At 69.3% G+C, this 11,008-nt stretch carries 10 protein-coding genes and 1 pseudogene; 3 read left to right on the top strand and 8 right to left on the bottom strand.

The window, feature by feature from the left end; all coding sequences use genetic code 11:
* Window positions 1-25: 25 nt before the first annotated feature.
* Window positions 26-193 (bottom strand): hypothetical protein, encoded by a 168-nt coding sequence (locus tag QSG27_RS24480; protein ID WP_306710764.1) that lies wholly within the window; start codon window positions 191-193, stop codon window positions 26-28.
* Window positions 194-379: 186 nt separating this feature from the next.
* Between QSG27_RS24480 and QSG27_RS24475 the strand changes: the two genes are divergently transcribed.
* From QSG27_RS24475 to QSG27_RS24465, 3 genes are all read left to right on the top strand, one after another.
* Window positions 380-1,258 carry a LysR substrate-binding domain-containing protein gene (locus QSG27_RS24475; RefSeq protein WP_306710762.1) on the top strand — a complete coding sequence of 293 codons (879 nt, stop codon included), beginning with the start codon at window positions 380-382 and terminating at the stop codon, window positions 1,256-1,258.
* Between the two features lie 127 nt (window positions 1,259-1,385).
* Window positions 1,386-2,345 carry an SH3 domain-containing protein gene (locus QSG27_RS24470; protein ID WP_306710760.1) on the top strand — a complete coding sequence of 320 codons (960 nt, stop codon included), beginning with the start codon at window positions 1,386-1,388 and terminating at the stop codon, window positions 2,343-2,345.
* 159 nt (window positions 2,346-2,504) lie between these two features.
* Window positions 2,505-4,100, top strand: coding sequence for a DUF3369 domain-containing protein (locus QSG27_RS24465; RefSeq protein WP_306710758.1), 1,596 nt, complete (start codon window positions 2,505-2,507; stop codon window positions 4,098-4,100).
* 49 nt (window positions 4,101-4,149) lie between these two features.
* On the opposite strand, the gene QSG27_RS24460 is transcribed toward QSG27_RS24465, so the two are convergent.
* From QSG27_RS24460 to QSG27_RS24430, 7 genes and pseudogenes are all read right to left on the bottom strand, one after another.
* Window positions 4,150-4,656 carry a response regulator gene (locus tag QSG27_RS24460; protein ID WP_306710756.1) on the bottom strand — a complete coding sequence of 169 codons (507 nt, stop codon included), beginning with the start codon at window positions 4,654-4,656 and terminating at the stop codon, window positions 4,150-4,152.
* Window positions 4,657-5,153: 497 nt separating this feature from the next.
* Window positions 5,154-7,550, bottom strand: coding sequence for a phenylalanine--tRNA ligase subunit beta (gene pheT / locus QSG27_RS24455; protein ID WP_306710754.1), 2,397 nt, complete (start codon window positions 7,548-7,550; stop codon window positions 5,154-5,156).
* A gap of 13 nt (window positions 7,551-7,563) precedes the next feature.
* A complete protein-coding gene (gene pheS, locus QSG27_RS24450) occupies window positions 7,564-8,631 on the bottom strand; it encodes a phenylalanine--tRNA ligase subunit alpha (RefSeq protein ID WP_306710752.1) in 1,068 nt (355 codons plus the stop codon).
* Between the two features lie 122 nt (window positions 8,632-8,753).
* On the bottom strand, window positions 8,754-9,125 hold the full coding sequence (gene rplT / locus QSG27_RS24445; RefSeq protein ID WP_014238729.1) for a 50S ribosomal protein L20: 372 nt from the start codon (window positions 9,123-9,125) through the stop codon (window positions 8,754-8,756).
* A 21-nt stretch (window positions 9,126-9,146) separates the two neighbouring features.
* On the bottom strand, window positions 9,147-9,347 hold the full coding sequence (gene rpmI / locus QSG27_RS24440) for a 50S ribosomal protein L35 (RefSeq protein WP_145675796.1): 201 nt from the start codon (window positions 9,345-9,347) through the stop codon (window positions 9,147-9,149).
* Window positions 9,348-9,524: 177 nt separating this feature from the next.
* A complete protein-coding gene (gene pip / locus QSG27_RS24435) occupies window positions 9,525-10,475 on the bottom strand; it encodes a prolyl aminopeptidase (RefSeq protein WP_306710748.1) in 951 nt (316 codons plus the stop codon).
* A 70-nt stretch (window positions 10,476-10,545) separates the two neighbouring features.
* A pseudogene (locus tag QSG27_RS24430) lies at window positions 10,546-11,008 on the bottom strand (thermonuclease family protein); the annotation flags it as partial.

The raw sequence follows: 11,008 nt of genomic DNA, 5'->3' as shown, positions 1-11,008 counted from the left end.
CGGCGCGCCCGCCACCTGACCCCGCTCACACCACCAGGATCGCCAGCAGCAGCGCCGGCAGGGCCGGCATGCGGGGCAGCCGGAACCGCCGGGCCGACGCCGACGCCGACGCCGCCACCGGGCGGCGCTTCTCCTCCCGGTCCAGCCGCCCGGCCTCCAGCACCACCGCCGTCATCGCTTCGAACACGCCCATCGCTTCACCCTCCTGAAATCGGAGGGCACCCTGCGCCCGCGCGAAAAATCTTGGAAACGAATAGGCTTTATGAGGTTCATCACAGATCGTGATGGTCCTTTCGCGCGTTGAACCCGTGCCCACCCTTTGCTTGCTACCCTCTGCTTGCCACCCTCTGCTTGCCACCCTCTGCTTGAATGCGTGACCATGCCGGCCAACCTCGACACCGACCTTCTGCGCGCCTTCGTCGCCGTTGCCGAGGCGCGCAGCTTCACCCGTGCCGGCGACACGCTGGGCCGCACCCAGGCCGCCGTCAGCCAGCAGGTCCGCCGGCTGGAGGAGGTGGTCGGCGCCCGCGTCTTCCAGCGCGACACCAAGAGCGTCCGCCTGACCCAGGAGGGCGAGCTTCTGCTGACCTACGCCCGGCGGATGCTGACCCTGAACGACGAGGTGCTGACGCTGATGCGGCGGCCCGCCACGGTGGCCAGCGTGCGCATCGGCACGCCGGACGATTACGCCACCATGCTGCTGCCCGGCGTGCTGGCCCGCTTCGCCGCCGCCTATCCCGACGTGCCGGTGGAGGTGGTCTGCGACAACAGCCCCGATCTGGTGGCGGAGATCAACAAGGGCCGCTACGACCTTGCCCTGGTCACCCGCCATCCCGACAGCCGCAGCGGCGAACTGGTCCGGCGGGAGCCGGTGGCCTGGGTCGCCCCGCCGCGTAACGCCACCGCGACGCCCATCGAGCAGGAGGACCCGCTGCCGCTGGCCCTGTTCCCCAAGGGATGCGTGGTGCGCGACCTTGCCGTGGCGGCGCTGGAGAGCATGGGGCGCGGCTGGCGCGTGGCCTTCATCAGCAAGAGCGTGGTGGCGGTGCACGGCGCCGTTCTGGGCGGGCTGGGCATCACCGCCATGGAGGAATGCACCGTCCCGCCGGCGCTGCGCCGTCTGGCCGAATCGGACGGCTTTCCCCGCCTGCCGGACATCGACATCGCGCTGCACCGCGCCCCCGGCATGGCGGCCAAGCCGGTCCGCCTGCTGGCCGAGGCGATCCACGACCTGCTGGGCGCGGACCGGGCGGCCTGAGCCCCGATCCCATTCCGTGACATCGGCCACACCGGACGCGCGCCGGGTTGCCCCGGCGGGCCGGGCCGATGCACAATGCACTCTCTCCCAGAGGGGTAACCATCGTGCTCCCAGAGGGGTAACCATCGTGCGCAAGCGTTCCGCCATCGCCCTCCGCGCCCTGGCGCTGCGGCTGATCCTGGCCGCGGCGACGATGTGGTTCGCCCCGGAGGCCGCCGTCGCGCAAAGCCCCGTCGCCATCGGCGCGCCGCTGACCGGCGAGGTGGTTCTGAACCGCGACATCGAGGTGCGCATCGGCCCCAACGCCGATGCCCGGATCATCCAGACCCTGCCGCGCGGCAAGGCGCTGAACGCGCTCGGCACGCCGCGCGGCACCTCCTGGACGGAGGTGGCCATCGGCGGCCAGCCCATCGGCTACGTCCCCTCCGATGCGCTGGACCCGGCGCTGATGGTGTCGCGCTCCATCACCGCGGCCATGGGCGCGACCGGGGCCGGGGCCAACGCGGGCGGGTCGCCCCCCGCGGCCGGCAAGCCGCCGGTCATCCACCGCAGCGCCGCCGTGGTGCCGCGCAGCGCATGGGAGATCGCCGCCCAGGCGCCGGCCCAGGGTTACGTCGTCGCGGCGGACAACATCAAGGCGACGGAGATCCTGGACAACAAGAAGCGGCGCGGCTTCACCCTGCGCAAGGGCGACGTGGTCAGCCTGATCGATTCCGCGAACGGGCGGGTCACGCTGGGCATGCCCAGCCGGACGCGGGCGGTCGCCACGGCGGACGGGTTGATCGGGGTGGTCGCCCCCTACCCGCTGCCCGGCATGCCGCCGATCGAGCCGGGGCCGCTCTTCGCCGCCCGCCTCGGCGAGTATGTCAGCCACGCCGAAGGGCTGCGCGCCTGGCAGGAGTTCACCTACGGTCCGGGAACCGCCTACCGCGACCTGCCGCCGATGGTCTGGCCGGTCTTCCGCGGCGCCCGCACCATCTACCAGATGGGCGTCGGCCCCTTCACCCGGACGCAGGTGGACAATGTTTGCGGCGCGCTGGCGCAGCGGTCGATGGATTGCTGGGTGATCGAGCTGGAAACCTTCTGATCCGCTGTCGGCATGTCAGGCCGGCAGGGAATAGTTCCATGCCCGCTGCAATTTATTGAGCTTTTTCGTCGAAAATGCTTCGATCGAGGCGGTAGGCGTGTGCAGCCATACCGTGTTAATCTTTCTCATCCTCCGCCCGATCCGCATCAGGCTTTCCCCATGACCGATCCCGACGACGACTTCCTCTTTCTGGACGACCAGGACGGCGACGGCGAAACCGGGTCGCCGGGCACCGGGAACCGGTGGAAGATGATGATCGTGGACGACGAGCCGGAGGTGCACTCCATCACCAAGCTCGTGCTGGCCGATTTCGCCTACAAGGGACGCCCCGCCCACTTCATCTCCGCCTATTCCGCCGCGGAAGCCCGCAAGATCCTGGAGCGGGAGGAGGACATCGCCATCATCCTGCTGGACGTGGTGATGGAAACCGACGACGCCGGGCTGCAGCTCGTCCACCACATCCGGGAGGAGCTGAAGAACCGGCACGTCCGCATCATCCTGCGCACCGGCCAGCCCGGGCAGGCGCCGGAACGGGCGGTGATCCTCGACTACGACATCAACGACTACAAGGCCAAGACGCAGCTCACCGCCCAGCAGCTCTTCACCACCACGGTCGCCGCCCTGCGGTCCTACGAGGACATCATGGCGATCGAGATGAACCGGCGCGGGCTGGAGAAGATCATCGAGGCGTCGTCGTCCCTGTTCCAGGTGCGCTCCATGAAGCTGTTCGCCGCGGGCGTGCTGACCCAGTTGTCGGGCATCCTGGGGGTGGGGCCGGACGCCATCCTGTGCGTGCAGCGCGGCCCGGTCATCACCGGGGCGGAGCATGGGGGCACGGGGGACGGCCTGTATGTGCTGGCCGGTTCGGGCCGGTTCGAGGCGCTGATCGACGAGCCGGCGGCCAACCATGTGGAGCCCACCGTCCTGGCCGAGGTGAAGCGCTGCCTGGAAACGCACAGCAACCGCTACGCCACCGATCATTGCACGCTCTACATCCGCACGCCGAACGACCGGGAGAACGTGGTCTATCTGACCTCCGACCGGCCCCTGTCGGACCTCGACCGCAACCTGATCGAGGTGTTCTGCCGCAAGATCTCCGTCGGCTTCGACAATCTGCACCTGTACGAGCAACTGCGCCACAGCCAGGAACGCACCGTCATCGCCATGGCCGATCTGGCGGAGCGTGCCGGCCATCCGGGTCCCGAGGCCGAGGCCGGGCCGCGCATCGCCGCGGTGACCGACCGCATCGCCCGCCGGCTGGCCGGGGAGGGACGCTATCCCGCCGTCCTCGACACGGTGTTCCTGGAGTCGGTCGGGCTGGCCGCCATCCTGCACGACGTGGGGAACGCGACGCTGGACCCCGGCATCCTCGGCAAGTCCGGCCCGCTGTCGCCGGAGGAGCGGACCGTCATGCAAGCCCACACCACCGCGGGCTGGGACCTGCTGGCCCGCGCCAGCCGCCGCTCCGACGGGCGGACGCATCTGCATCTGGGGGCGGAGATCGCCCGGTCGCATCACGAGAACTGGGACGGCACCGGCTATCCCGACCGTCTGCGCGGCGACGCCATCCCGCTGAGCGCCCGCATCGTCGCGGTGGCGGACAGCTTCGACGCCATGACCCGCGACCGCCCCTACCGCAAGGCGCTGGACCATGACGTGGCGGTGGCGGAAATCCGGCGCCTGTCCGGCAGCCGGTTCGATCCGGTGGTGGTGGACGCTTTCCTGGCGGTGTCCGACAGTCTGCGCCGGGCATAGGCGCCGGCAACAAGACGGCGGCAACAAGACGCCGGCAACATGGGCCAGCTCAGCCGGCGCCGCTCATCAGCGTGTCCACCATGTCCTTCAGCGGACCGATCTGCACCGGCTTGTGCAGCAGCCGGCAGCCCAGCGCGGCGGCTTCGGCCTGACGCTCCGGCATGGTGTCTCCGGTCAGGATCAGGGCGGGCACCGGGGCGCCGACATGGGCGCGGACCATCTCGACCGCCTGGGCGCCCGTGCCCCCGGCCGGGAGGAAATGGTCGGCCAGGACCAGCCCCGGGCGGCCCGGCGCCTGCGGCAGCCGCTGCGCCAGCTCGTCCAGCGACAGGGCGGTCAGCACGTCGTAGCCCCAGGCTTCCAGAAGCAGCGCCAGCCCCTCCACGATCGACCGGTCGTCGTCCACCACGATGACCAGCCGGCTGGCCTCGCCGGGCATCCCTCCGTCGCCGCTTTCGCCGCCGTACGCGCCGCCGTCGCCCGCCGGACCGCCGACGGCTCCGGCCATGGCGAGGGAGGGAGGGGCTCCGGGATAATGATTCGATAAGCTCGCCATCGGGACGTTCACCAGAGCTGAGGGCGGTGGGGCCTGGCAAAACCCGCACGCCGTTTCCACCAAAACCGATTCAAAAAAGAATGAAAAACATTAAAAAAGTCCGAATATCGGCATGACACACTTTTTGAAATGACCGATATGTACGCTGGAAAGGAAACACTCTTTTTCTATAATTTACGCGCGCCGATGGCAAGCATCTGGCTAATACGGACACCTGATTTTCAAACTCACGTTCATTCGCTTTATCTGATGCATACCCACCATTCAACTCTGAAAAAGCGCATATGAAGCGCGGCCGGGCGCCACATCAAAAGGTAGGTCAATCAACGGATCGGGCTGCGCCCTGCGGAGCCAGACGTCTCGAGTCCGGAACAATCCTTTGAACTGTCCACATCGGGACCCGTTCCCTTCGGACACCAAAAACAACGGGCCCCCGCCTTGCGGCGGAGGCCCGAATTTTTTCGCATGAAATTGAATTCTTTTTTGGACCGCATCCTTTAGGTGCGCAGGCTGCCGCCGGTGGCCTTGGCGACCGCGGCGACGATCTTCTGGCCGATGGCCTCGATCTCCGGCTCGGTCAGGGTGCGCTCGGTCGGCTGGAGCGTGACGGAGAGCGCGACGGACTTCTTGCCCTCCTCGACGTTCGTGCCCTGGTAAACGTCGAAGACGGTCACGTCCCTGACCAGCGCCTTGTCGGCGCCCTTGGCGGCGCGGACCAGCTTGTCGGCCTCCACGTCCTGGCCGACGACGAAGGCGAAGTCGCGCTCCAGCGGCTGGAAGGGCGAGAGCTGGACCAGCGGACGCGCCGTGCCGCCCTTCTTCTTGGGCAGCGGGATGGCGTCCAGGAAGACCTCGAAGCCGACGACCGGCCCCTTCACGCCCAGCGTGCCCAGCACGGTCGGGTGGATCTCGCCGAAGCGGGCCATGACCGTGGGGCCGAGGCGCAGCACGCCCGAGCGGCCCGGATGGTACCAGCCCGGCGCGTCGGTGGTGACCTGGAGGTTGGTCACCGGCGCACCGGCGGCCTCCAGCACGGCCATCGCGTCGGCCTTGGCGTCATAGGCGTCCACGCCGCGGGCCTTCTCCGCCCAGTGGCGCGGCACGGCGTTGCCGGCGCGGATGCCGGCGGCCACGATGTCCTGCCCGTCCGGCGACGGCTTGCGGAAGGCCGGGCCGACCTCGAACAGGCCGACGTCGGCGTAGCCGCGGTCGGCGTTGCGCCCCGCGGCCTGGATCAGGTTGCCCAGGATCGACGGGCGCATCACGTCCAGGTCGGCGCTGATCGGGTTGACCAGCGTCAGCCCCTCGCCGACGCCGCCGAACAGCTCCGCCACCGGGCCGGCCATGAAGGACCAGGTGACGGCTTCCGACAGGCCGCGGACGGCCAGCGTGCGCTTGGCCAGCCCGACGCGGCGCTGCCTGGTGCTGAGCGCCGGGCGGGTCAGCACGCTGTCGCGCGGCAGCGGCGTGGCCGGGATGGCGTCGAAGCCGTAGACGCGCAGCACCTCCTCCACCAGATCGGCCTCGCCGTGGATGTCGGCGCGCCAGGAGGGCGGAACGATGCGCAGGGTGCCGTCCACGTCCTCGCCGGCGATCTCGCAGCCCAGGTCGATCAGGATGCGGGTCTGCTCGTCGCGCGGCACGTCGACGCCGCCCAGGCTGGCGACGCGGCCCGGACGCAGCGTCAGGGTGCGGCGCCACTGCGGCTCCTCGCCCGCGATCACGAGGTCGGACGCCTCGCCGCCGCAGATCTCCAGGATCAGGCGGGTGGCCCGCTCGATGCCCGAGACGACCGCCGCCGGATCGACGCCGCGCTCCAGCCGGTAGCGGGCGTCCGACTCGATGCCCAGCTTGCGGCCCGTCTGCGCCGTGCGCACGGTGTCGAAGATCGCCGCCTCCAGGAAGACGTTGACCGTCGCCTCGGTGCAGCCCGACGTCTCGCCGCCGATGATGCCGCCCAGCGCCTCGGCCCGTTCATGGTCGGCGATCACCGTCATGCTCGGGTCGAGCGCGTATTCCTTGCCGTTCAGGGCCGGCAGCACCTCGCCCTCGCGGGCCAGCCGCACGACGATGCCGCCCTTCGTCTTGTCGGCGTCGAAGGCGTGCAGCGGGCGCGACAGGTCGAAGGTGATGAAGTTGGTGATGTCCACCAGCGCGGAGATCGGGCGCAGGCCGATGGCGACCAGCTTGTCGTGCAGCCACTTGGGCGACGGGCCGTTCTTCACGCCGCGGAAATAGCGGCTGACATACAGCGGGCAGGCGTCCGGCGCCTCGATGGTCACGCCGAACGGGCTGGCGAAGGCGCCCTTGACCGGCTCCGCGGCCAGCGGCTTCAGCCGGCCCAGCCCGGCGGCGGCGAGGTCGCGGGCGATGCCGCGCACACCGGCGCAATCGGCGCGGTCCGGCGTCAGGCTGATGTCGATGACCGGATCGCCCAGCCCGGCATAGTCGGCGTAGGCGGCGCCGACCGGCGCGTCGTCCGGCAGTTCGATGATGCCGTTGTGCTCCTCCGACAGCTTCAGCTCGCGTTCGGAGCACATCATGCCGTTCGACTCGACGCCGCGGATGACGCCCTTCTTCAGCGTGATGTCGGAGCCGGGGATGTAGGACCCCTCCGGCGCGAAGACGCCCTTCAGGCCGGCCCGCGCGTTGGGCGCGCCGCAGACGACCTGGAGCTTTTCGGTGCCGGTGTCGACCACCAGCACGCGCAGCTTGTCGGCGTCCGGGTGCTTCTCGGCGGAGACGACATGGGCGACGCGGAAGGGCTTCAGCTCCTTCGAGCGGTCCTCCACCCCTTCGACCTCCAGGCCGAGGGCGGTCAGCTTCTCCACGATCTGGTCGAGCGTGGCGTCGGTCTCCAGGTGGTCCTTCAGCCAGGACAGCGTGAACTTCATGGGTCCGGCTCCTTTAGCGCGTCAGGCCCTGGGCCATGCTGGGAACGTCGAGCGGCACGAAGCCGTAATGCTTCAGCCAGCGGAGGTCGGCTTCGAAGAAGGTGCGCAGGTCGGGGATGCCGTATTTCAGCATCGCCACGCGCTCGATCCCCATCCCGAAGGCGAAGCCCTGGTATTTGGTGCTGTCGATGCCGCAGGCTTCCAGAACGTTGGGGTGCACCATGCCGCAGCCCAGGATCTCCAGCCAGTCGCCGTGGTTGCCGAGCTTCAGCTCGCCGCCCTTGCGGGAGCAGCCGATGTCCACCTCCGCCGACGGTTCGGTGAAGGGGAAGAAGCTGGGGCGGAAGCGCAGCGGCAGGTCGTCCACGTCGAAGAAGGCGCGGCAGAACTCGATCAGGCAGCCCTTCAGGTGCCCCATGTTGGTCGCCTCGTCGATGACCAGCCCCTCGATCTGGTGGAACATCGGAGTGTGGGTCATGTCGTAGTCGGACCGGTAGGTGCGGCCCGGCGCGATGATGCGGATCGGCGGCTTCTTGTTCAGCATGGTGCGGACCTGCACCGGGCTGGTGTGGGTGCGCAGCAGCATCTTCTTATCCCCGGCGTCCGGCAGATAGAAGGTGTCGTGCATGTCGCGGGCGGGGTGGCCCGGCGGGAAGTTCAGGGCGGTGAAATTGTGGAAGTCGTCCTCGACGTCCGGCCCCTCGGCGACGCTGAAGCCCATCTCCGCGAAGATCGCCACCATCTCGTCGATGGTCTGGCTGATCGGGTGGATGCGCCCCTCGGTCTCGGGACGGACCGGCAGGGTGACGTCGATGCGCTCGGCCTGGAGGCGGGCCTCCAGATGGGCGCGGGCGAGGCCGGCCTTGCGGGCGTCGATGGCCGCGGCGATCTCGTCCTTCAGGGCGTTGAGCTGCTGGCCGCGCTCGCGCCGTTCGTCGGGCGACAGGCCGCCCAGCTCCTTCATGAAGCCGGTGATGCGCCCCTTCTTGCCGAGCGCGGTCACCCGCACCTCTTCGAGGGCCGCGAGGTCGCCAGCGGCGTTGACCTGCGACAGGAGTTCGTCTTTCAGCGCATCGAGCATGTCATTTCCCGCGAGCCATAAGGAAGTGCGAGCGTAAAGAAAAAGGGAGCCGGCCCAGAGGCACGGCTCCCTTCTTTCGTGTCCGGCGCCGGACCGGGGTTTCCGCTTGCGCGGCGGACCCTTTAGGCGGCGGCCTTGGAGGCGAGAGCGGCCTGGGCCTGATCGACGATGGCCTTGAAGGCCTCCGGCTCACGGGCGGCCAGATCCGACAGCACCTTGCGGTCGATCTCGATGCCGGCCAGCTTGATGCCGTTGATGAAGCGCGAGTAGGTCAGGCCGTACTGGCGCACACCGGCGTTGATGCGCTGGATCCACAGGCCGCGGAAATCGCGCTTCTTGTTGCGGCGGTCGCGGTACGCGTATTGAAGGGCCTTTTCGACCTTCTCGATCGCGATGCGGAAGTTCTTGGAGTTGCGGCCCCGATAGCCCTTGGCGAGCTTCAGGATCTTGCGGTGACGGGCGTGCGTGGTGACGCCGCGCTTAACACGAGCCATGGTTCAGATTCCCTTACGATATCAAGCGTTGCGCAGCCAGTTCTTCAGCACGATCTTCTGGTCCGGCTCGGCCAGGGTCATCATGCCGCGCGCGTTGCGCTTCATATTCGGGCTCTTCTGCTCCAGGCAGTGGCGCTTGAAGGCCGCCTGGGCGCGCACCTTACCGGTGGCGGTCACCTTGAAGCGCTTCTTGGCGCCGCTCTTCGTCTTCAGCTTGGGCATTTTCAATCCTTGCGTTGGATGTTCCCGACTGACGGTTGGGCATGCCCTGGGTCTCGGACCCGGCCTCGCCGCCCGTTGGAGCGCAGGTTTATACGCGCGGCCACGCCGCAACGCAAGGGGAAGCGGAACGGGCGGGGTTCGGGAGGCGGTCCCGCCGGCCCCCACCCGACCCTTCCCCTACCGGTATTCCTTGAACCGCTCCGTCGCCTGGACCAGGGCGGCGCGGATGCCCGGTTCCATGGCGGAATGGCCGGCGTCGGGGACCACCCGGTAATCGGCCTCCGGCCAGGCGCGCCGCAGCTCGTCGGCACTGGCGATGGGGCACACGATGTCGTAGCGGCCCTGGACGATCGCCCCCGGCAGATGCCGGATGCGGTGCACGTCGCGCAGCAGCCGGTCCTCCGGCATGAAGCGGTTGGAGCGGAAATAATGGGCCTCGATCCGGGCGAGGCCCAGCGCGTGGGTGTCCTCGGCGCTCGTCGCGATCAGCTCCGGCGAGGGCAGGAGCGAGGAGCAGGAGCCTTCATACATGCTCCACACCCGCGCCGCGGCCATGCGGGTCGCCGCGTCGGGCGAATCGAGCCGGCGCCAGTAGGCCTCCAGCAGGTCGCCGCGCTCCTCCTCCGGGATGTGGGCGGCGAAGGCGGCCCAGGCTTCCGGGAAGATCGTCCGCATCGAATAGAGGAACCAGTCGATCTCCGACTTCCGCATCAGGAAGATGCCGCGCAGGATCAGACCCAGGCAGCGCTCCGGGTGGGTCTGCGCGTAGGCCAGCGCCAGCGTCGATCCCCAGCTTCCCCCGAACAGCAGCCAGCGCTCGATCCCCAGATGGTGGCGCAGCCGTTCGGCGTCCTCCACCAGCAGCGCGGTCGTGTTGTGCCGCACCTCGCCCAGCGGGACCGAGCGGCCCGCGCCGCGCTGGTCCATGACGACGATCCGGTAATGGCCGGGGTCGAAGAATCGCCGGTGCGTCGGCGAGGCGCCCGCCCCCGGCCCCCCGTGCAGGAACAGCACCGGCACGCCGCGCGGGTTGCCCGACTGCTCCCAATAGAGCGTGTGGAGGTCGTCAACGGGCAGGATGCCGGTCTGGTAGGGGTCGATGGGCGGGAAAAGCTCGCTGCGGGGCATGAAGGAGGTCCTGTCAGTCCGGGCCGGATGGACGCCAGTGTAGGGCGCCCGTCCGGCGTCCGCCACAGGCTCACTCCTCCTCCTCGTCGGAAAGGTCCGGCGGCGGGGCGGACGGGCGCGGCGTCGGACGGGCGGGCCGGCCGGCGCCGTCCAGCCGTTCGATCTGCTCGGCCCGTTCGATCTGCTCGGCCCGTTCGATCTGTTCAGGATGGGTCGCCTCGATCAGCGGGCCGGCGCGCAGCCCCACCCAGCCGCGCACGCGGACGACCCGGCCCTCGTAGGACAGCGGGTCGATGCCGGCGGCCACGAACTCCCGCAGGGCGGCCCGCCCGATGTGCACCGTCACGTCGGTCCGCCAGTCCTCGCCAAAGTCCAGATAGGAGTCGCCGCCCGCCTTGGTCACCCGCAGCACCCGCCCCTCGACGATCTGGAAGCTGTCGCGGTCCCGGCGCAGGACGTCCGGATCGGCGGGGCGCACGGCGTAGGCGCGGGTCCGCCAGACGCCGCGCTCCGCCGCCCGCGCGCCGGCCTCC

This window comes from Azospirillum isscasi, assembly GCF_030849505.1.
In the GTDB taxonomy this organism is placed as follows: Bacteria; Pseudomonadota; Alphaproteobacteria; order Azospirillales; family Azospirillaceae; genus Azospirillum; species Azospirillum isscasi.
The sequence above is the reverse complement of the archived record's forward strand: the minus strand, read 5'-3'. Positions and strand labels throughout refer to the sequence as shown.

Bases quoted from the DNA above. Each gene is read 5' to 3' on its own strand.
- QSG27_RS24475 (WP_306710762.1), top strand. From the start codon at position 380: ATGCCGGCCAACCTCGACACCGACCTTCTGCGCGCCTTCGTCGCCGTT.
- pip (WP_306710748.1), bottom strand. From the start codon at position 10,475: ATGCCCCGCAGCGAGCTTTTCCCGCCCATCGACCCCTACCAGACCGGC.
- pheT (WP_306710754.1), bottom strand. From the start codon at position 7,550: ATGAAGTTCACGCTGTCCTGGCTGAAGGACCACCTGGAGACCGACGCC.
- QSG27_RS24465 (WP_306710758.1), top strand. From the start codon at position 2,505: ATGACCGATCCCGACGACGACTTCCTCTTTCTGGACGACCAGGACGGC.
- rplT (WP_014238729.1), bottom strand. From the start codon at position 9,125: ATGGCTCGTGTTAAGCGCGGCGTCACCACGCACGCCCGTCACCGCAAG.
- rpmI (WP_145675796.1), bottom strand. From the start codon at position 9,347: ATGCCCAAGCTGAAGACGAAGAGCGGCGCCAAGAAGCGCTTCAAGGTG.
- QSG27_RS24460 (WP_306710756.1), bottom strand. From the start codon at position 4,656: ATGGCGAGCTTATCGAATCATTATCCCGGAGCCCCTCCCTCCCTCGCC.
- pheS (WP_306710752.1), bottom strand. From the start codon at position 8,631: ATGCTCGATGCGCTGAAAGACGAACTCCTGTCGCAGGTCAACGCCGCT.
- QSG27_RS24480 (WP_306710764.1), bottom strand. From the start codon at position 193: ATGGGCGTGTTCGAAGCGATGACGGCGGTGGTGCTGGAGGCCGGGCGG.